The sequence below is a fragment of the Bifidobacterium sp. ESL0825 genome, assembly GCF_052606465.1.
This window is the reverse complement of the sequence record NZ_CP199589.1, coordinates 1,118,677-1,139,790: the sequence shown is the minus strand read 5'-3', so window position 1 is coordinate 1,139,790 and position 21,114 is coordinate 1,118,677. Positions and strand designations below refer to the sequence as shown.

At 60.4% G+C, this 21,114-nt stretch carries 19 protein-coding genes and 1 tRNA gene; 18 read left to right on the top strand and 2 right to left on the bottom strand.

The window, feature by feature from the left end; all coding sequences use genetic code 11:
* Positions 1-170 precede the first annotated feature (170 nt).
* Positions 171-1,517 carry an NADP-specific glutamate dehydrogenase gene (gene gdhA, locus ACUIAG_RS04935; RefSeq protein ID WP_445339233.1) on the bottom strand — a complete coding sequence of 449 codons (1,347 nt, stop codon included), beginning with the start codon at positions 1,515-1,517 and terminating at the stop codon, positions 171-173.
* Between the two features lie 384 nt (positions 1,518-1,901).
* On the opposite strand from gdhA, the gene ACUIAG_RS04930 reads away from it, so the two are divergent.
* The 14 genes from ACUIAG_RS04930 (at position 1,902) to yicI (ending at position 13,974) form a co-directional block, all read left to right on the top strand.
* Positions 1,902-2,363: an Hsp20/alpha crystallin family protein gene (locus ACUIAG_RS04930; RefSeq protein ID WP_029678055.1), complete on the top strand. Its 462-nt coding sequence runs from the start codon at positions 1,902-1,904 to the stop codon at positions 2,361-2,363.
* Positions 2,364-2,547: 184 nt separating this feature from the next.
* On the top strand, positions 2,548-2,766 hold the full coding sequence (infA, locus tag ACUIAG_RS04925; protein WP_015022331.1) for a translation initiation factor IF-1: 219 nt from the start codon (positions 2,548-2,550) through the stop codon (positions 2,764-2,766).
* 25 nt (positions 2,767-2,791) lie between these two features.
* Positions 2,792-2,905: a 50S ribosomal protein L36 gene (rpmJ, locus tag ACUIAG_RS04920; RefSeq protein ID WP_015022330.1), complete on the top strand. Its 114-nt coding sequence runs from the start codon at positions 2,792-2,794 to the stop codon at positions 2,903-2,905.
* A gap of 132 nt (positions 2,906-3,037) precedes the next feature.
* Positions 3,038-3,415: a 30S ribosomal protein S13 gene (gene rpsM / locus ACUIAG_RS04915; protein WP_015022329.1), complete on the top strand. Its 378-nt coding sequence runs from the start codon at positions 3,038-3,040 to the stop codon at positions 3,413-3,415.
* Between the two features lie 80 nt (positions 3,416-3,495).
* Positions 3,496-3,894 carry a 30S ribosomal protein S11 gene (rpsK, locus tag ACUIAG_RS04910; protein WP_015022328.1) on the top strand — a complete coding sequence of 133 codons (399 nt, stop codon included), beginning with the start codon at positions 3,496-3,498 and terminating at the stop codon, positions 3,892-3,894.
* Between the two features lie 75 nt (positions 3,895-3,969).
* Positions 3,970-4,965, top strand: coding sequence for a DNA-directed RNA polymerase subunit alpha (locus ACUIAG_RS04905; protein ID WP_015022327.1), 996 nt, complete (start codon positions 3,970-3,972; stop codon positions 4,963-4,965).
* 126 nt (positions 4,966-5,091) lie between these two features.
* Positions 5,092-5,736, top strand: coding sequence for a 50S ribosomal protein L17 (rplQ, locus tag ACUIAG_RS04900; RefSeq protein WP_445339232.1), 645 nt, complete (start codon positions 5,092-5,094; stop codon positions 5,734-5,736).
* A gap of 78 nt (positions 5,737-5,814) precedes the next feature.
* The gene (locus tag ACUIAG_RS04895; RefSeq protein WP_445339231.1) at positions 5,815-6,777 is read left to right on the top strand and encodes a tRNA pseudouridine synthase A; all 963 of its coding nucleotides are present in this window, start codon (positions 5,815-5,817) and stop codon (positions 6,775-6,777) included.
* Between the two features lie 108 nt (positions 6,778-6,885).
* Positions 6,886-6,971, top strand: a tRNA-Ser gene (locus ACUIAG_RS04890).
* Positions 6,972-7,082: 111 nt separating this feature from the next.
* Positions 7,083-8,111: a LacI family DNA-binding transcriptional regulator gene (locus ACUIAG_RS04885; RefSeq protein ID WP_445339230.1), complete on the top strand. Its 1,029-nt coding sequence runs from the start codon at positions 7,083-7,085 to the stop codon at positions 8,109-8,111.
* Positions 8,112-8,315: 204 nt separating this feature from the next.
* A complete protein-coding gene (locus ACUIAG_RS04880) occupies positions 8,316-9,608 on the top strand; it encodes an ABC transporter substrate-binding protein (protein ID WP_445339229.1) in 1,293 nt (430 codons plus the stop codon).
* Between the two features lie 113 nt (positions 9,609-9,721).
* Positions 9,722-10,690, top strand: coding sequence for a carbohydrate ABC transporter permease (locus ACUIAG_RS04875; RefSeq protein ID WP_121914085.1), 969 nt, complete (start codon positions 9,722-9,724; stop codon positions 10,688-10,690).
* A gap of 4 nt (positions 10,691-10,694) precedes the next feature.
* Entirely contained in the window at positions 10,695-11,552 is an 858-nt protein-coding gene (locus ACUIAG_RS04870) for a carbohydrate ABC transporter permease (protein WP_045924802.1), read from the top strand.
* A gap of 1 nt (position 11,553) precedes the next feature.
* Positions 11,554-13,974, top strand: coding sequence for an alpha-xylosidase (yicI, locus tag ACUIAG_RS04865; RefSeq protein WP_445339228.1), 2,421 nt, complete (start codon positions 11,554-11,556; stop codon positions 13,972-13,974).
* A gap of 431 nt (positions 13,975-14,405) precedes the next feature.
* On the opposite strand, the gene ACUIAG_RS04860 is transcribed toward yicI, so the two are convergent.
* The gene (locus tag ACUIAG_RS04860) at positions 14,406-15,287 is read right to left on the bottom strand and encodes a hypothetical protein (protein WP_445339227.1); all 882 of its coding nucleotides are present in this window, start codon (positions 15,285-15,287) and stop codon (positions 14,406-14,408) included.
* Positions 15,288-15,358: 71 nt separating this feature from the next.
* Between ACUIAG_RS04860 and nusA the strand changes: the two genes are divergently transcribed.
* The 4 genes from nusA (at position 15,359) to truB (ending at position 21,044) form a co-directional block, all read left to right on the top strand.
* Positions 15,359-16,417, top strand: coding sequence for a transcription termination factor NusA (nusA, locus tag ACUIAG_RS04855; protein WP_045924800.1), 1,059 nt, complete (start codon positions 15,359-15,361; stop codon positions 16,415-16,417).
* 183 nt (positions 16,418-16,600) lie between these two features.
* Positions 16,601-19,369 carry a translation initiation factor IF-2 gene (gene infB, locus ACUIAG_RS04850; protein WP_144085060.1) on the top strand — a complete coding sequence of 923 codons (2,769 nt, stop codon included), beginning with the start codon at positions 16,601-16,603 and terminating at the stop codon, positions 19,367-19,369.
* Positions 19,370-19,498: 129 nt separating this feature from the next.
* A complete protein-coding gene (gene rbfA / locus ACUIAG_RS04845) occupies positions 19,499-20,002 on the top strand; it encodes a 30S ribosome-binding factor RbfA (protein ID WP_045925129.1) in 504 nt (167 codons plus the stop codon).
* Positions 19,986-21,044 (top strand): tRNA pseudouridine(55) synthase TruB, encoded by a 1,059-nt coding sequence (gene truB / locus ACUIAG_RS04840; protein WP_445339226.1) that lies wholly within the window; start codon positions 19,986-19,988, stop codon positions 21,042-21,044. Before rbfA ends, truB begins: the two co-directional genes overlap by 17 nt.
* The last annotated feature ends 70 nt before the right edge of the window (positions 21,045-21,114 follow it).

The window sequence follows — 21,114 nt, the reverse complement described above, 5'->3', positions numbered from 1 at the left end:
CAAAACCAGTGGGGTGGGGGCGGCACATGACTGATGCTCCCGCTCCTACGCGTAGCTGATGGCTTGGCAAATTCAATCCCCATCTGAGCTACTGGTTCCCCATGAAAAGAAGGGCCTGACCTGCAAATTCAGCAGGTCGGGCCCTTTATGAATAGGAATCAGGTTCGATCTCAGAGGATGCCCTGGGCGACCATGGCATCGGCCACCTTGGTGAAGCCGGCCACGTTGGCGCCCAGCATCAGGTCGCCCTCATGCCCGTATTCCTTGGAGGCCTGGTAGGACTTCTGGAAGATCCCCGTCATAATGTCCTTGAGCCGCTGATCCACCTCGTCGAAGGTCCACTGCAGGCGCAGGGAGTTCTGGCTCATCTCCAGGCCGGAGACGGCCACGCCGCCGGCATTGGCGGCCTTGGCGGGTCCGTAGAGCACCTTGTTATCCTGGTAGACCTGGATGGCCTCGGGGGTGGAGGGCATGTTGGCGCCTTCGCATACCACGGTGCATCCGTTGGCGACCAGGGTCTTTGCTGATTCCTCGTCGATTTCGTTCTGCGTGGCGCAGGGAAGGGCGATGTCGCAGGGCACAGTCCAGACGCCCTTGCAGCCCTCGTGGTACTCAGCGGAGTCCACACGGTCCGCATACTCGCGAATTCGGCCGCGGTGACCCAGCTTGATGTCCTTGACGACATCCAGGTCAATCCCCTTGGGATCGTAGACGTATCCGTTGGAGTCGGATGCCGTTACCACCTTGGCGCCCAGCTGCTGGGCCTTTTCGGTGGCGAAGATGGCCACGTTGCCCGAACCGGAGATGACGACGGTCTTGCCCTGGAAGGAATCCTTGCGCAGCGTCTGCAGGGCCTCCTGGGTGTAGTAGCACAGGCCATATCCCGTGGCCTCGGTCCTGGCCAGGGAGCCGCCGAAGGTCAGGTCCTTGCCGGTCAGCACGCCCGAGTACTCGTCGCGCATTCTCTTGTACTGGCCGAACAGGTAGCCGATCTCACGGGATCCCACGTTGATGTCGCCGGCGGGCACGTCGGTGAACTGGCCGATGTGGCGCTGCAGCTCAGTCATGAAGGCCTGGCAGAAGCGCATGACCTCGGCATCCGAGCGGCCCTTGGGGTTGAAGTCGGATCCTCCCTTGGCGCCGCCCATCGGCAGCCCGGTCAGCGAATTCTTCAGAATCTGCTCGAAGCCCAGGAACTTGATGACCGACTCGGTCACGGTCGGGTGGAAGCGAAGGCCGCCCTTGTAGGGGCCGATGGCCGAATTGAATTGGATCCGGTAGCCGCGGTTGACCTGCACATGGCCTTGGTCATCGGTCCAGGCCACACGGAACTTGACTGCACGCTCGGGCTCGACCAGACGTTCCAGCACGCCGTTGGCCTCATACTCTGGATGCCGTTCCACCACGGGTTCCAGGCTGGAGAAAACCTCACGAACAGCCTGCAGGAATTCCGGCTGGTCGCCGTCGCGCTTCTCAACCTGCTGGTATACGCGCTTAATGTATTCGTTGGTGAGCATCTGAGCTCCTTTGACTAGGAATGGCCGGTCCGTCCGGTCCACATGCGATTGGGTCCGCCCTCAAGAGCCTGCGGGGGCTGGCGGAATCTTATCCTATGGTAAATGCCCCAAAGTTACGTCACAAGAATTCTGGCCCGTAATGTCTGACATGTGGTCATTCAAGGCCCGAAGAATGAGAGAACAAGGGAGGGTAGACAAGGCTGATGACGAAAGTTGAGTCTCCTAGACTCAACATTTATTCCTTGGGTGAACATCGGGTATGGAACCTGGCTCCCGCGGTTTGGACAAAGTGAAGGGCAGGGAGCCCGGGAGGACAGGTCAGGATGTCCACCCGGGGTTCCGGTCCGCAGAAACTATTGACTTTGAGAATCAGGAGATGCGATTATGGCTATGTTTCCCGCATTGATGAACAATTCGATCTTCGGCGACTTCTTCGACGATCCCTTCTTCAACAACTGGCGTGACGGGCGTCGGCAGGGCCAGGGCGCCAAGAACGCGCTGAACAGCCCCTTGATGAACACGGATGTGCGCGAGAAGGACGGGCAGTACCAGCTCTCCATCGACATGCCCGGCTTCGACAAGAAAGACATCGGCCTGCGTCTGGAGGACGGCTACCTGATCGTCTCCGCCCAGAAGAACGGTGACCAGGGCGACAAGGATGACCAGGGCCGGTGGATTCGGCGTGAGCGCTACACCGGGTCCTGCTCCCGCAGCTTCTATGTAGGCGACAAGGTCCGTCAGGAGGACATTCATGCCCACTATGCCAACGGCACCCTGGAGGTGACTCTGCCCAAGACCAGCATCGAACCGGCTGATAACACGCAGAACATCGCCATCGAGGACTGAGGGGTTCGGGTCCTTATCGGACCGTCTGAATGACTGCTATACTGATTGAGCGACAGCCGTTCAGACGGCCCTTTTGTCGTATCAACACGCTATTGCCCAATTTTGGGCCTATCAATGCTATACTTACCATTTGGCGTGTCTTTCGGCGCGCTGTGTAACCGGCCGAGGATCGGATAGAAGGCTTATGGCAAAAGATGGTGTGATCGAGGTGGAAGGGCGTGTGGTCGAGGCCCTCCCCAATGCGATGTTCCGCGTCGAGCTCGAGAACAAGCACCTGGTGCTGGCCACCATTTCCGGCAAAATGCGCAAGAACTACATCCGCATTCTGCCCCAGGACAGGGTGGTGCTCGAAATGAGTCCCTACGATCTGAACCGCGGACGGATTACGTACCGTTATAAGTAACAAGGTACACAAGCAAAGGAAAACCATGAAGGTCAGCCCTAGTGTGAAGAGAATCTGCGAGAACTGCCGCGTGATTCGTCGTCACGGCCGCGTCATGGTGATCTGCAAAAACCCACGCCACAAGCAGCGCCAGGGCTGAGCGGATTCCCAGCGGCAACGAATACCAAAGGCGCTGAGTCACAGCCGACAGGCTGAACCCCGGGTGCGCAGGCCCGGGCCGGGAGACCGGAAGACTCGGTGCACGACCTGCGTAGAACAAAAAGGAATCGCAATGGCACGTCTTGCCGGAGTCGACATCCCCAACGAGAAGCGCATAGAGATAGCCCTCACCTACATCTTCGGTGTGGGGCGTACTCGCGCCAAGGAAACACTTGCCGCGACCGGAGTGAATCCGGACACCCGCGTCAAGGATCTCACGGACGAGCAGCTCATTACGCTGCGTGATTACCTCGAGGGAAACTACAAGATCGAGGGTGATCTGCGTCGTGAGATCGACGCCGATATTCGCCGTAAGATCCAGATCAATTGCTATCAGGGCCAGCGCCACCGCAGGGGCCTGCCCGTGCGTGGCCAGCGGACCAAGACCAACGCCCGCACCCGCAAGGGGCCCAAGCGCACCGTCGCCGGAAAGAAGAAGGCGACCAAGTAAGGCCGAATGCGAAGCGGGGATGAGGGTCCCCGATGAATCGCACTAGCAATCAGTTATTCGTGACAAGGAAACGAGGATCAATGGCAGCAGCAAAGCAGGCCGCGCGCAAGCCTCGTCGTCGGGATCGCAAGTCGGTTCCGGTCGGGCAGGCGCATATCAAGTCAACATTCAACAACACCATCATCTCCATCACCGATCCTTCCGGTGCTGTAGTGGCCTGGGCTTCAGGCGGCGACGTAGGCTTCAAGGGCTCCCGCAAGTCCACCCCTTACGCAGCGGGAATGGCCGCCGAATCCGCAGCCCGCAAGGCCATGGAGCATGGGGTCAAGAAGGTGGATGTCTTCGTCAAGGGCCCAGGTTCGGGCCGCGAGACCGCCATCCGCTCCCTGCAGTCCGCAGGCCTGGAGGTCGGTTCCATCTCTGATGTGACCCCACAGGCACACAATGGCGTTCGTCCTCCCAAGCGCCGTCGCGTCTGAGCACTAAAAAACCCATGAATCCACCCGCGAAGACCGGTGAGTGCACCACCGGTCGGAGCTGAAAGGATAGCAACAGTGCTTATTGCACAGCGTCCGACTCTTACTGAAGAAGTCGTCAATGCCCAGCGCTCCCGTTTCACCATCGAGCCGCTGGAGCCCGGATTCGGGTACACCCTGGGCAACTCCCTGCGTCGTACCCTGCTGAGCTCCATACCGGGAGCGGCTGTGACCTCGGTCCGCATCTCGGGTGCTCTGCACGAGTTCACCACGCTGCCTGGTGTGGAGGAGGACGTCACTGAGATCCTGCTCAACATCAAGGGCATCGTGCTGACCAGCGAGTACGACGAGCCTGTGGTCATGTATTTGCGCAAGAGCGGCAAGGGCGAGGCCACCGCCGGGGACATCACCCCGCCGGCCGGCGTCACCGTGGCCAATCCTGATCTGCATATCGCGACCCTGGCCGAGGATGGCGAGCTGGAGATCGAGTTCACGGTGGAGCGTGGGCGTGGATACGTCCAGGCCCAGCTCAACAAGCAGGACAACGATGAGATCGGGCGCATCCCGGTCGATTCCATCTACTCTCCCGTGCTCAAGGTCAGCTACAAGGTCGAGGCCACCCGTGTCGAGCAGCGCACGGATTTCGACAAGCTGATCCTGGACGTGGAGACCAAGCCTGCCATCTCGCCGCGTGATGCGGTGGCCTCCGCGGGGTCGACCCTGGTCGAGCTCTTCGGCCTCTGCCGCGAGCTCAACACTCAGGCTGAGGGTGTGGAAGTCGGACCAGAGCCGGTGGTGGAAGAGGCGGATCCGCAGATGTCCGTGCCGATTGAGGATCTGAACCTGACGCAGCGTTCCTACAACTGCCTCAAGCGCGAAGGAATCCACACCATCGGCGAGCTGGTCTCGCATACCGAGCAGGATCTGCTTGACATCCGCAACTTCGGCATGAAGTCCATCGACGAGGTCAAGGAGAAGCTTGAGGGCATGGGGCTGTCGCTGAAGGCCTCCCCGCTGGGCTTCGACACCAATAATCTCGAGGGAGGCACCTTCTTCTCGCCTGACGACGAGTGAAGTGCAGCAGCCTTCGTATGAGCAGGCGAGGGGGAAGGGTTCCGTCGCCTGCTGACAGCAATTCCGGGAAGTCGGATGTTCGGGCGTATGCCCACCTGTCCTCCCGGGCCGTAAGGAGATAATCCAATGCCAAAACCTAGCAAGGGCCCACGTCTGGCCTCCAGCCCGGCGCACGAGCGGCTGATGCTGGCCAACATGGCCACCAGCCTCTTTGCCAACGGCCGTATCACGACCACTCTGCCCAAGGCCAAGCGCCTGCGTCCGCTGGCCGAGCGGCTGATCACCTTCGCCAAGCGTGGGGATCTGCCTGCCCGTCGCCGCGTCATGCGCGTCATCCGCGACAAGTCTGTGGTTCACATCCTGTTCACGCAGATCGCCGAGCAGATGCAGCAGCGTGAGGGCGGCTACACCCGCATCACCAAGATCGCGCCCCGCCGCGGAGACAACTCCCCCCAGGCCGTGATCGAGCTGGTCACCGAGCCCCTGTCGGCCAAGAAGGCCGTCGTCAAGGAGGCTGAGTCCGCAGCCAAGGTGGCCGCCAAGGACGACAATGCCGAGGTGGCTGCGGCCACTGACGCCGCCGTCGCCGAAGGCGCTGCCAAGGATGCCATCGACCAGGCCGTCGAGGCCAACGAGTCCGATCAGGACGTGTCCCAGGCCGACCAGGCCGCCGAGGATCTGGAACAGACCGCTGAGAAGGCGGATCAGGCCGAAGCCCAGGCTGAGGAAGATGCCGACGTGGCTGAGGATGCCGAGAAGACTGCCGAGTAATCGGTTATTGCATTCGATGACGGGGTCGGGGAGCATGGCTCTCCGGCCCCGTTTGTCATTGCTGCCAGGGAGGTCTTGATGGAAGGTCAGGAAGGGAAGATGTCCCTTGTCAGGCTGCGCATGGATCTGGCCTATGACGGTGGCGGCTTCCATGGCTGGGCCCGGCAGCCAGGGCTTCGCACGGTCCAAGGTTGCATTGAGCAGGCTCTGTCTCTGATCACTGGAGCCCGCAGCTCACAAGGCGGCGTTCCCCATAACCACGACGTCTGGGAACCAAGACTGGTCGTGGCCGGCAGGACCGACACCGGGGTCCACGCGTCTCATCAGGTGGCGCACCTGGACATTCCCGATGTTGTGCTCGAGTCCTGCAGGGGCCATATGGAGGTCAATGGTGTTGTGGCCTTGGAACGCCGTCTCCGGCACCTGCTGCCTGCCGACATCGTTCTGCTCGGTCTCGGATTGGCCCCAGCGGGATTCGACGCCCGCTTCTCTGCTATGGAACGCACCTACCTGTACCGGGTCAGCCAGGGGAGCCAGCCAGGGGATCCCCGCATGCGGGGCTATGTGCTGGATCTGGAGGGGAGCCTGGATCTGCAAGCTATGAACGAGGCTGCAAGAGCGTGTATCGGCTTGCATGACTTCGGATCCTTCGCCAGGCCAAACCCTGGCGGCACGACCATCCGCAAGGTCCTGTCCGCACACTGGGATCTGGTTCCGGCCGTGAATCTGTTCGGTGCGGCTCCGGACCAGAGTGTCGTCGGGTACCTTCCGACTTTCATGGAATCCGGGCTGACCGTCTTTCGGATCGTCGCTGACGCATTTGCCCATAATATGGTTCGCTCACTGGTAGCAGCATGCATCCAGGTGGGCCTGGGACGCCGGTCCGTGCCATGGTTTGCCGACAAGGTGGCCCACCCCCTGCGCGAAGGCTCCACCGGTCCCATAGATGCTCGGGGCCTGACCCTGGAGCATGTGGCCTACCCGCCTGATGACCAGCTGGCTGAACGGGCTCAGGCCATCCGAGCCCGCCGTACACTATGACCCTCTGCCTGTTCATGGCAACCGTTGCCTGCGCCACGCCGCTTGCCTGGTAGGGACTCTGTGGCATAATAGAAAAGTTGTTGTTCGGCAGTGTCGGGCAACGACCATGGTTGAGTGTCCGAGCGGTCTAAGGAGCACGCCTCGAAAGCGTGTGAGGGCAACTCCCTCCGCGAGTTCGAATCTCGCCTCAACCGCCCCCACTGGTCCCGGCCCCACGGTCGGGGCCTTTTTTCGTATACTGTCTGTTGATGGCATGTGCATGATTGCGATAAAGGGGCTCATGCCTTCCTGCTGAAGGAGGTCCTTTGGTCGGCATCAAAGACGTGGCCGCTCTGGCGGGAGTTTCCATAAGTACTGTTTCCTATGTATTCTCGGGCAAGCGACCGGTAAGCGACGCGACGAAGATCAGGGTTCTCAAGGCAGTCCAGCAATTGGATTACCACCCCGGATCAGGAGCCGCCATGCTCCGAAGGGACCGCAGAACCCATCTGATCGTGCTGAGCTCGCCAATGCATCCCTATACCGACTATTCGAACTACGCCACCTTTTTCTTCGCCGTAGTTGCCAGGGCCAGACATTACCACTACAACGTGGTCCTTTTGATGGATGAGGACGATACGGACGAACTCCTGAGAATGTCATACAGTGGCATGATCGATGGCGTCCTCCTCTTGGATGTGACCATGGAAGATCCGCGGGTAGCCCAGGCACATACCTCCTTGGTGCCCTATGTCTCCATTGGATATGCCAGCGATCCGTCCAAACTGCTTTCCGTTGACGTGGACTTTCATGCCATGGGCCGACGCGCTGTCGATGAGTTCTATCGGATGGGCCATCGGCATATGCTCATGATCGGATCCAACACTCAGTCCTATGAGGAAGGTTCCAACTTTCTGGTTCGGACCAAAAAAGCCGCCATAGACAGGGCCCAGGTGCTGGGGATACAGACGACATTCCTGTGTTCCACCGGCGACGATGCCAGGCATGTCAGTCAATTGATCGATCAGGCTTTCCGGTTGGACCCTGAGATCACAGCGATCATGGCCCAGACCAGCATCAGCCACATGAACAACACCATTGTTGCGTTGTCAAAACGAGGGCTTTCGATCCCGAAGAATATCTCCATGCTGGCTTTAAGCACTTTTGGCAATGCTTCCGTTCTCGAGCGTCCTCTTGATGAGATTCCCATGATGCCGCATGAAACTTGTTCCCGCGGGGTGGACATGCTGATGGAGTGTTTGGAAGGCATTGGGAAAAAGCCGGGAACAGTGGAGCTGATCCGTTCCGACTATAAACGCAGGGGATCTGTGGGCCCGGTTCGGCCACATAGCTGAGAACCGTAAGCGATCGCTGTGGCGCCCAGGCTGTCACATTGGCGGAAAACCGGAGTCTCGGTAGTGTCATAGGTTATCGAAAAACGTCGAAATACTATGTCAATTATAGTCAAATCATTAAATTATCAAATGGTTGTCCAATAAGGAGAATCATCAAGCGATGAAGCTAGGAAAAGAGGAGCGATGAAGTTTCCCCGGAGAATCATGGCAGCTGTTACGGCTGTGGCAAGTCTGGCGGGCATCATGGCCTTATCCGGATGCGGCGGCAGTGACAGCGCCCAAGAGGAGCATCCTGATTCCATCAAGATCTGGTATTACGAGGAGGATAACGGCGCCCAGGGCAAGGCCTGGAAGCAGGCCATTGCTGATTTCCAGAAGAAGACCGGCATCAAGGTCAACTTCGAGAAGAAGACCTTCGAGCAAATCAGGCAAAACGCCAGCCAGATCCTCAATTCTGATGACGCCCCAGATGTGATGGAGTACAACAAAGGCAACGCCACTGCGGGCCTGCTTTCCAGCCAGGGTCTGCTCTCCAACCTCAACGACTATGTCAAGCAATACCAATGGAACAAGAAGATCACGGGATCCTTGGCGGTCCCGGGCCGATATGACGAGAAGGGCGTTATGGGATCCGGCGACTGGTACGGCATCACCACCTATGGCGAGGAGGTGATCATGTACTACAACAAGGACATGTTCGACAAGTACGGCATCGCCATACCCAAGACCATGTCCGAATTGGAGCAGGCCATGCAAAAGTTCAAGGACAACGGCGTCACAGCCTTGTCTGAGGGTGTGGCTGAATACCCGCTCCAACATCTCTGGTGGCAGTTGGTCCTTCAAAAAGCCGACCAGCGCTTGATCAACGCCTACCAGCGCTACGACGGCAAGGTGGACTGGCAGGGCCCGGCCATGACCTATGCCACTGATACCATCAAGGACTGGGTCAACAAGGGGTACATCAGCAAAGACTCGACGGGTCTCAAAGCCGAGGATGCCGGACAGAACTTCATGAAGGGGACCTACCCCATGCTCTTCTCGGGCTCTTGGTGGTTCGGACGCTTCCAAAGCGACATCCCCAATGTCAATTGGGAGGTCAGCCTCTTCCCTGAAACCAAGAAGATTCCCGGCGGATCGGGCAACATCTGGGTGATTCCCGAGCGTTCCAAGAAAAAGGACGCTGCAGCGAAGTTCATCGACATGACGCTGAGCAAGGAGAATCAGAACCTGATGGGCAACTCCGGCGGATTGCCCATTGCAGCAGATCCTGCCCAGATAAGCGATCCCAAGAGCAAGGAGCTGATCGCCGGTTTCAACCAGGTCATCAAGGATGATCGTCTGGGCTACTATCCGGACTGGCCTACCTCAACCTTCTATGACGAGCTCAATGCGGGTCTGCAGGAGTTGGTCAACGGGACCAAGGACACCAAGGCCGTGCTGACGGAGCTCCAGGGCAAGTATGACAAAGGCGTCGAGACATCGGGGCTGAAAAAGTAGTCAAACCATAGGCCGGCGGGTGCGCTCTTGATCAGGCAGCCGCCGGCCTCCGCCCCGCTGCAATCTGCAGCGGGCCCTGATAGACACATTTTCAGGCTGAGGAGAAACGAACAATGGGATCTCGAAGTGCAAATCCTGCACCGGTCGCTGCCAAGACCGATGAGGAACGCGGGATGTCCAGGATACCGGGCAATCCCTCCAATCGATTCTGGTGGTATCTGATACCGGGGCTGCTGGTTCTTTTATGGATCATCATCGTGCCGGCAATCTGGAATATTTATTTAAGCTTTACCAACTACCGTGGGATACGGCCTCCGCGGTGGATCGGGATTGACAACTGGTCGCGGCTGATCAGGGATGCTACATTCTGGGCTTCTTTCCGCAACTCCATCTGGATGATCGTGGCCATGGTCGTCATTCCCATTCTTATCGGCCTGATTCTGGCCTCGCTGGTTTTCGATGTGGTCCAAAAACGGTTCGGAGCCAAGACCGCTTCAACCATGCGCGCTGTTTACTACTTCCCTCAGCTCCTGCCTATCTCGGTGGCGGCTCTGGTCATGGGCTGGATCTTCCGACCCGAGAACGGCGCTCTCAATGCCATACTCAAAGGCATGGGGCTGGGACGTTTTCAGCACAACTGGCTGGGATCGCCCGACACCGCCTTGATATTCCTGATGATCATCATGATTTGGATCCAGCTGGGTTATCCCCTGGTCATATTCATGTCCGGTCTGCAGCGTGTCGATCCTGAGCTCTACGAGGCAGCGAGTCTGGACGGGGCCAACTGGTGGCAGCGGTTCAAAGTCATTACCCTGCCGGCAATCAAGCCGGAAATCTTCGTGGTGGCCCTGACCTGCACCATCGCAGCCTTGAAGGTTTTCGCTCCGGTGTACATGCTGACCAAGGGAGGGCCGGGCGACAGCACCATTGTGCCCTCATACTATTCGTACACGCAGTTCTTCCAATCTCAACAGGTCGGCTATGGCGCCGCCATATCCACGGCTCTGACCATCGTCATCATCGTGATCTCTGTCGTTTTCACCAACGTCCAGCAGCGGGTCGAGCAAGAGGACGAGGAGTAGCATCATGACAGCTGTAAGCAAGATTCCCAAGGCACGGAAAAATCGGACGACAGGAGATTGGCTGATTCTGGCCTTGCTGATCGTCGGCGGACTGATCATGCTCTTTCCGTTTTTTGTTCTTCTGCTGAACGCCTTCAAAACCACGGCGGACTACAACGCCTCGGGTCCTCTTTCCTGGCCGCACGAATTCAGTGCCGCTGGACTGGTGAAATTCTGGACCAGAGTTCGATTCCCGCAGAAAGTCTGGAACAGCGTATGGATTTGTGCACTGGTGTCATTCCTGGCTGTCGGGCTGTCGGTGCTCAACTCCTTCGCTCTGGGCATCGGCCGCGTCAAGGGCAGGCGCTGGATCGTCCTGCTGATTATGCTGGCTAACATGATGCCGCAGGAAGCTCTGCTCTATCCGCTCTATATCATGTTCAAGGCCATGGGCCTATACAACTCACAATGGTCGATCGTCATCATATTCACGGTCATCCAGAGCGCATTCGGCACCTATCTTCTGTCCAGCGTCTACGGAACCTTCCCCAAGGCCATTTTGGAAGCTGCCACAATCGACGGGGCCAGCCGGTGGAGGATTCTCAAAGACATCGTCTTCCCCATCTCCAAGCCGACGCTGAGCGTCATGCTGGTCTTCTTCTTCATCTGGACCTGGAATGAGTACATGATTCCCATGGCCTTCCTGATTGACAATTCCAAGCAGACGGTCCCCATTGCCATAGCGTCGCTGACCGGGGACAGGCTGATGGATGTGACCACCACGGCTGCGGCCTCGCTGATCAGCATTGTGCCCACGCTGATCTTCTATCTGATCTTCCAAAGGACCCTTTCCAAGGGCATTACTACAGGAGCTGTGAAATAACATGAAGTTCACCAATGGATATTGGCTGACCCGGCCCGGCGTCGAGGCTCTCTACGCACGTTCACCCTATGAATTGTCGGTAGGGCCAGATGGGAGGAGCATCGATGTCCTGGCTACGACCAGGGTCGTGACCGGCCGGGCCGACACCCTGAATCTGCCGACCTTTCGGATCCATGCCACCTCGCCGGCTGAAGGGATCATCCGGGTGCAGGCAACCCATTGGAAGGGTGCCGGAACCTGTCCGGGCTTCCCTGTTCACGAGCAGGATCCGGATTCCGGATTCGTCAAGGCCAGCGCTCAAGGTGCTGGCGACGGCGAGGTCGGAGAAGACGGGGCTTCGGTGACTCTGACATCGGGCAACCTGAGCCTGACCATGACCAAGGGGCCCGTCTTCGACATGGCTTTTGCCTGCGAGGGCAAGGAGCTCACCCATGCCAGGGGCAAGTCTCTGGCAAGGTTCGCTTTGGCTCCCGACGCTGCCGTAAGTACGCAACCGGTGGGGGAGTTCGGCGTAGCGCCCACGGCCAGGGCCTATGATGAGTCTCCGGTCTTCACTGCCATTCAACTTGGCTTGTCAGTCGGGGAAAGGGTCTACGGCTTTGGCGAAAGGTTCGGCCCATACCTGAAGAACGGGCAGAGCATAGACATCTGGAACGAAGATGGCGGCACAGCCAGCGAGCAAGGCTATAAGGACATTCCCTTCTATATGACCAGCAAGGGCTACGGTGTTCTGGTCAACAACCGCGGGCATGTCTCCTTCGAGGTGGCTACGGAGAACACCGAGACCGTCCAGTTCAGCGTACCCGGCGAAGTTCTGGACTTCTATCTGATCGCCGGTCCGAACCCTGAACGAATCCTGGAGCGATACACGGCTCTGGTGGGTCGTCCGGCCAAGGTCCCTGCCTGGTCATACGGTCTCTGGCTGACCACATCCTTCACCACGAAATATGACGAGAAGACCGTGACATCCATGATCGATGGCATGGCTCGACGGCATATTCCCCTGAGCGTGTTTCACTACGACTGCTATTGGATGAGGGAATTCCACTGGACCGACTTCCAATGGGATCGACGCTTCTTCCCTGATATAGAGGGGACCCTGGGACGCCTCCACCGCGAGAAGGGGCTGCATGTCTGCGCCTGGATCAATCCGTATATCGGGCAGGAAAGCGCCCTCTTTGACCAGGCTGCAGACAAGGGCTACCTGGTTCGCAAGCCCAATGGAGACATATGGCAGACCGATCTTTGGCAGGCCGGCATGGGGTTGGTGGATTTCACTAATCCGGACGCTTGCAAGTGGTTCAAAGAGCACGTCAAGCATCTCCTCAAGCAAGGAGTGGACGCCATCAAGACCGATTTCGGTGAGCGCATCCCTGCCGATGTGGTCTGGTTCGACGGCTCGGATCCTGCGAGCATGCATAACTGGTATACGCAACTGTACAATCAGACCGTTTTCAAGGCCATCGAAGAGGTGTACGGAAAAGGGCAGGCTTGCCTGTATGCCCGATCTGCCACGGTGGGTGGCCAGCAGCAGCCTGTTCACTGGGGCGGCGACTGCGAATCCACCTTCAACGGCATGGCGCAGACCTTGCGGGCCGGCCTGTCGCTGGTAAGTTCCGGTTTCGGTTTCTGGAGCCACGATATCGGCGGTTTTGAAGGAGCAAGACCCGACCCTGCCGTTTACAAGCGCTGGATAGCGTTCGGCCTGCTCTCCTCTCACTCCAGGCTGCACGGCTCCACTGTCTACCGAGTCCCCTGGCTCTTCGATGAGGAGGATCAGCGCAGGGGAGTGGTCAATCCTCCTGAGCAGACCGCAGTGAGCGTGCTGCGAAAGTTCACCAGGTTGAAGATATCCATGATGCCCTACCTGTACCAGGTCGGACTTGGTGCACACGAGCGCGGCCTCCCGGTCATGCGTTCCATGTTCATGGAGTTCCCTGACGACAGGACGGCGCTGGATTGCGACCGCCAGTATATGCTGGGGCCGTCGCTGTTGGTGGCGCCAGTCTTCTCCTACACGGGTGATGTGGAATACTACCTGCCCAAGGGGGTATGGACGGATTGGTTCACCGGCCGCCAGGTGGACTGCCGACAGTCCGGCCAGTGGATGCATGAAAAGCATGGCTTCGATACGGTTCCGCTCTGGGTGCGCGACGGGACTGTTTTGGTCACCCGCCAGGGACAGGAATCAACCGAATATGCTTATGGAACCGATTCTACGGTCTCGGTCTTCCTGGCTCACGATGGAAGAGCCAGTGCGACGGTGACCGAGGAAGATGGAAGCAGCCTGGTTTTCCAGGCGGAACGCTCAGGAAGCACAGTAACCATCACTTCCTCGGACGGTCGGGAATTCACCGGTTGCCTGGGGATGGGTGAGGGGAAGCCTTCTCGGAACGGGCGTCTGGTTCTGTCAGCTGATTGAACAAGGGCGGCCGCATCCTTATAGATCACTGTCGGTTTGCCGACTGGGTCGGATGCTGGCGTAATGCCGCAGGCAGTCTGACACGGCTCTGAGCTTCGATGCTGAGCAAATAAAAGACCGTCCAATGCAGAAGGCGATGCGATGGCCAGCACCGGGTCGCCCCCTGCATTGCACGGGTTCATACCCCCCGCGTTCCTAGGGAATGCTCCTGTGGAACACGTTCTATAATATCACTGCCTGAACCTTTAACGCCACCCGCAAAGTTTCGTGAAATCTGCAGTAAGAGATGGTTAGTTTAGTGTGTTTGACGATCGATCTTCATCATGAATCAGGTTTTGCGCACGCATTGGCAGGGTTTGCTCGCATATACGGATGAGGAGACCTGAGAGTGTGATCAGAGCAGCCTGCTGCTGGAGGGTCCGTCCCAGACGTCAGTGCTTTGGTGCCTGCAACAGGGCTGACGAAGTGGCCGGGTAGCCGAGGTTCATGGCCATGGACAAGTGGGCTACGATCATGTCGACCAGGGCCGATGTGGCCTCTTGGCGGCTTTTCGCGTTCTGGCTGGCGTCAGTTCGTATGGTGCCTGAGGAGCCGTTCAGCTTCCTCCCCACAGCCAGAAGGACCCGGGCCGTATCCATCTCGATCAGGGCAGGGGTAGGGGCCTGTATGCCGTTGGCGGGATCGGTGCACTCGTCGGGGTGCGCCAGCAGATCAGTGGTGGGATAGACCCCCTGCCTGGGATCGTGCTTGGCCTGGCCGACCAGGATCTGCGCAGCTGCAGTGTGCGCATCGGCTAGGGTCAGCATCCATGCAGCATCCGTCTTGCGGGCCGCAAGGACCGAGAGTTCGAATCCGGAACGGTCTTCGCCGGTGATGGCCTGATCAGCTAATTCGGCGGGCAGCGCCTTGGCCAGCGGATCCAGCCGCTGTGCAGCCTGGACCAGCCTCAACGTAGCTGTTCGACGATCAGCCTGCCCGCTCCGGGAAGTCGCCAAAGCCTGGGCTGCGTGTACCGTAGCTTCGTCCAGGCGAGCAGGGCACTCGCGAGCCGCTTGAACCCAAGCTTGGGCTCGGCTGTCAGGCTGATCCTTTTGAAGCCGTTCCGATTGCTGGGCCCGCGTCCATGCCTGTTCGCAGGCGGTGGGGCGGAGGTTGTCGGGGTCGTGCTGGCTGATGTGCACCGCCGAGGGTGCGCATCCTGAGATGGTGACGGCCAGCAGAAGTGCTGCGATGCCGGTCCTCATCCGTCGTGCCAGGATCGCTGGCCGACGACTCGCCCACCCGTGGTATTCAGGAACCGGCTGTGTCTGCATGAAAGGCTAGAATAGTAGGCATTGCAGACTAAAAGAAGCACGGTCTGAATAACTTCATAGGAGGTCTTGACATGGAACTGGACCTGGCTGAAATTCATCAGCTGGCACACGAACAAGGGATTGATGCCGAGACCTTGGATCAAGCACTGAGCGAGGCTCTTCTTCTGGCCTACCAGAAGTCGCCTCACGCAGCCAAGCACGCACGGGTGGAGCTGGACGAACGTGCGGGGACTTTTACCATTTGGGCACGGGACGAGATCGCTCGCGAGCCCACGCCAGAAGAGCCTGAACCGGGATATGACCTGGGCGAGGAATACGACGACACACCGAAGGATTTCGATCGGCTGGCAGCCTCCACAGCCCGTCAGGTCATCCGCCAGCTCTTCCGTCAGGCTGATGACGAGCGTGTCTTCGGAGCTTTCTCGGGCCAGAAGGGCCATCTGATCACTGGGGTTGTACAGCAGGATGCCAGCGATCCCGGCAATGTGCATGTGGCCGTGGACAATGTCGAGGCCATTCTGCCCCGCCGCGAGCAGGTGCCTGGAGAGCATTACCGGCACGGCCAGCGGATCCGCGTCTACGTGGTCAATGTCTCCCGTGGGCTCAAGGGGCCGGAAATCATCGTGTCGCGTTCCCACCCGGAGCTGGTTCGCCGCCTCTTTGAGCGGGAGGTGCCCGAGCTGGTCTCCGGTGCAGTCTCCATCATGGCCATTGCCCGTGAGGCCGGGGCCAGAACCAAGATCGCGGTCCGCGCCAACACCAAGGGGGTCAATCCCAAGGGTGCGCTGATCGGTCCGGCTGGCGCTCGCGTGCGTGCCGTCATGGAGAATCTGGGACCTGAGAAGATCGACATTGTGGACTGGTCCAAGGATCCCGCCGAATTCGTGGCGGCGGCCCTGTCCCCGGCCGTGGTCCGCCAGGTGCAGATCGTCAGCGAGTCCAACCGCACCGCCATTGCCTTCATCAAGGACGCCCAGCTTTCCCTGGCCATTGGCAAAGAGGGCCAGAATGCCCGTCTGGCCGCCAAGCTGACCGGATGGAAGATCGGCATCGAATCCGAGGAGGCCCACCAGCAAAAATTGCGTGAGCTGCAGGCGCAATCGGCTTCGGCTGCTGGTGAAGACGCCTGAGAGCAAACATCCGACGACACGAGTATGCTGGATCCGGTATCCCGAGTCCGGTGGTTCATGCCGTCGGCCCCGGCACAGAGACGAGGTAACACGATCATGGTCGCACGATGAGACAGGATATGTTCGCCGTCATCAAAGAGTGATCGCGCCGGTCATATGCGCGGTCCGGTAAGGAGAAAGTAAGTGCCCAAAGCACGCGTGTATGAGCTGGCCAAGGAATTTGGCGTAGACAGCAAGACTGTTCTGGCGAAATTGAAGGACATGGGCGAGTTCGTCAAATCCGCATCCTCCACGGTCGAGGCCCCTGTGGTTCGTCGACTCAAGAACGCTTTCCCTCAGAAGGGACAGGGCGACGCTGGCCAGGCCGCTGCACGAAATGCCCGGCCAGGCAGCCCTAATCATGGAAGCGGCCAGGGTCAGCATGGCCGCCCGCAGTCCGGCGGCACCCACCAGTCCACGCCTGGGCCCAAGCCCGGACAGGGCCATCGGCCTTCGGCCGGTGGCGACGCGCCACGGGGTCAGCAGCGTCCCGGTGGCCACTTCCCCAAGCCCGGTGCCCCCCAGGGCAACCGCCATGAGCATGAGCAGCGCAACCAGTCCCGTGGGCCCAAGCCTTCAGCCATGGGCAGGCCCGGACCCCAGGGGTCGCGCAACAACGGTCGTCCCGGCGGATCCAACGCTGCAGCAGCGCGTCATGGTGCACGGCCGGGAGCATCCACGCCTCGTCCAGGCAACAATCCTTTCAGCCGCAAGCAGGGGATGAAGGCTCCCATGCCTTCGGACATCCCCAGGCCGCATCCTATGGCCAGGCCCACCGTCAACGACTCCCGCAGGGGCCGGGGCGGATTCCGCAACGGTCGTGGCGGTCGTTCCGGGCAGGGCGCCCGTCCAGGTCAGTGGGGCCATAACCGTCCAGGCCAACAGACGCATCAGGGCGGCAGCCGTTTCGGCGGCGCTTCGTCGGCACCCTCAGGCGGCTTCCGCGGCGGTTCAGGTCGCGGCGGTCGTGGTCGCGGCGGCGCTGCCGGAGCCTTTGGCCGCCAGGGAGGCAAGTCCTCCAAGGCCCGCAAGAACCGGATGGCCAAGAGGCATGAATTCCAGGAGATGAAGGCACCCGTCATCGGCGGCGTGCGCATCCCCGCTGGCAATGGACGTACCGTCAAGCTGCGCCAGGGCGCCACCCTGGCCGACCTGGCTGACAAGATCAACGTCAATCCCGCTGCCCTGGTCACGGTGCTCTTCCACCTGGGCGAGATGGCTACGGCCACCCAGTCCCTGGATGAGGCGACCTTCCAGATTCTGGGCGACGAGATCGGCTGGAAGATTCGCATCGTCTCCGCCGAGGAGGAGGACAAGGAGCTCCTTCAGCAGTTCGACATCAACCTGGACGAAGAACGCGAGGACCAGGATGACAAGAACCTGCAGCCCAGGCCTCCGGTGGTTACGGTCATGGGCCATGTCGACCACGGCAAGACCCGGTTGCTGGACACCATCCGCAAGACCAACACGACCACCCAGGAGGCTGGCGGCATCACCCAGCGCATCGGAGCCTACCAGGCCACGGTCACCCTGGACGGGGAGGATCGCAAGATCACCTTCCTGGACACCCCTGGTCACGAGGCCTTTACGGCCATGCGTGCCCGTGGTGCCGAGCTGACGGATGTGGCTGTCCTGGTGGTGGCCGCGGACGACGGCGTCATGCCGCAGACCGTGGAGGCCATCAACCACGCCCAGGCCGCCCATGTGCCCATCGTGGTGGCTGTCAACAAGATCGACGTCGAGGGAGCCAATCCCCAGAAGGTGCGCGGTCAGCTGACCGAGTTCGGCCTGGTATCCGAGGAGTATGGCGGCGACACCATGTTCGTCGACATCTCCGCCAAGCTGGGCACCAACGTGGACAAGCTCCTGGAGGCCGTCCTGCTGACTGCCGACGCCGATCTTGACCTTCGGGCCAACCCCGACATGGACGCTCGCGGCGCCACGGTCGAGGCCCGCTTGGACAAGGGTCGCGGAGCTGTGGCCACTGTGCTGGTCCAGCAGGGGACCCTGCATGTGGGCGATGCCATCGTGGCTGGATCGGCCTATGGCCGTGTGCGCGCCATGCTGGACGAGAACGGCCGGCAGATGGATGCCGCAGGCCCGTCCACGCCCGTGCAGGTGCTGGGGCTCACCTCGGTGCCCACCGCCGGCGACCTCTTCCTGGTCGCGCCCGACGATCGCACCGCCCGTCAGATCGCCGAGAAGCGCGAGGCCTCGGCCCGTGCCGCTCAGCTGGCCAAGCGCCGCAAGGTGGTCTCCCTGGAGAGCCTGAAGGAGCAGTTCGCCAAGTCCGAGGTGGACATGCTCAACATCGTCATCAAGGGCGATTCCTCCGGCTCGGTCGAGGCCCTGGAGGACTCCCTGATGAAGATCGAGGTATCCGACGAGGTCGGTATCCAGGTCATCCACCGGGGCGTTGGAGCCATCACCCAGAACGACGTCAACCTGGCCACGGTCGACAAGGCCGTCATCATCGGCTTCAATGTCCGGCCCAACCGGCAGGTCCAGGATCTGGCCGACCGCGAAGGTGTGGAGATCAAGTACTACTCGGTCATCTACAACGCCATCGAGGACATCGAGGCGGCGCTCAAGGGCATGCTCAAGCCGGAGTACGAGGAGGTCACCACCTCCCACTCCGAGATCCGCGAGATCTTCCGTTCCTCCAAGTTCGGCAACATCGCGGGCGTCATGGTCCAGGACGGCACCGTCAAGCGGGGCACCAAGGCTCGCATCGCCCGCAACGGGGTGGTCACCATCAACGACCTGGAGATCTCCTCCCTGCGCCGGTTCAAGGACGATGTCAACGAGGTGTCCGAAGGCTACGAGGCTGGCATCAACCTGGGCTCCTTCAACGACATCGAGGTCGGCGATATCATCGAGACCTACGAGATGCAGGAAGTGGAACGCAAGTAGAGCCTGTCGGCCATCCGACTGTGCGTCGGAGGGTTCGTGGCGATCCGCCCCGGTCCGGGTACTCCCTGGCCGGGGCGGATGTCCATGAATGCGACGATTAGTCGCAGGCGGTTCGAGAAAGGAATCATGATGGCTGGAAATCCCCGCGCTGTACGCATAGCGGCCCTGATACAACGGGTCGTGGCCTCTGCGCTGGAGTCCCAGATGCACGACAAGCGCCTGGCAGGGGTCACCGTCACTGAGGTTCGGGTCACCAACGACCTGCAGATAGCCAAGATCTACTGGACCCAGCTGGGTCGGTCCGGTCATGAGGCCGGGGAACGCAAGCGCGCCCAGCAGGCCCTGCGGCAGGCCTCCGGCAGGCTGCGCACCCTGGTCGGCGCCCGGGCCGGTCTGCGGCTGACGCCTACGCTGCGCTTCATCTACGACGAGGTGCCTGCCGAGGCGACCGAGATCGAGGATGTGCTGACTGCGGCCCGTCACCGGGACGAGGCCATGGCCAAGGCCCGGGTCAATGCCAGCTATGCCGGCGACCCCGACCCGTACCGGCATGACGACGAGGAAGAGTCCGATGGGTCGGGCTCCGCCCCTGACGAACCTGCGGCAGAGGATACGGATGAGGCCGACCGCTGAGCCGTCGGACGGCATAAAGTCCGGTGCCGGTGAACCGACCTCGGGCATCATCCTTGTTGACAAGCCGAGCGGTGTGACCAGCCATGACGTGGTGGCAGCCGTCCGGTCCAGCCTCGGCATGCGCCGCGTAGGCCACGCTGGCACCCTGGATCCCATGGCCACCGGCCTGCTGGTTATTGGATTCGGACAGGCTACGCGGCTGCTGACGGTCATCGTCGGCCATGACAAAACCTACCGCGCCACCATGCGCCTGGGACTGGGCACCACTACGGACGACGCAGACGGGAATCTGCTGCCGGTGCGTCCTGGAGCTGCGCAGAGGGTGGACGAGCTGACAGCCCGGGGTCTGCAGGATTTGATTGATCGCTGCTTCACCGGCTGGATCGACCAGGTGCCGGATGCCTTCTCCGCCATCAAGGTCAAGGGCAGGCGGGCCTATGACCTGGCTCGCGCAGGCCAGGAGGTCAAGCTGGAGCCCAGACGCATACGGATTGCATCCTTCCGTCTGCTCGACTTTCGCCGTGTGGATCTGCCCGGCCAGGGCGCCATAGTGGTTGATGTGGATGTGGAGGTGACCTGCTCCAGCGGCACCTACATCCGGGCCCTGGCTCGCGATCTGGGCGAGCAGCTGGATCTGGGCGGCCACCTGACTGCTTTGAGACGGATTCGCGTAGGTCCATTCGATCTGGAGAATCCCGAACTGGCGTCTACGGTTGCGGGCGGTCATGTGGTTCCTCACACCTACCGGAACCGACAAGGTCAGACGGTTGTCCGCAGTCGTATGGTCCTGGACCGCGACCGGCAGGCGATCCTGGATGGTTCGCTGAGTTTGGCACAGGCGGCACGTATGAGCATGCCCGTCCTGAGCCTGGATGCCGGCCAGGCTGCCAGAGTGGCCAACGGCGGATTCTTGGATCTGCCGGTTGCTGGGCCCACGGCCGCCCTGGCCGGGCCTGAGGGCAGGCAGCGTCTGGCTGCTATCCTAGTGCCCGGTACACGAGGCGGGGCCAAACCGGATGTGGTCTTCCACCCCGAGTCCTGAGTGTGCAGGCTCGAGTTGAGTACCAGGGTCTTGCCAGGGTGCGACGGTGGGCATACAGTGCTTAAGGAAT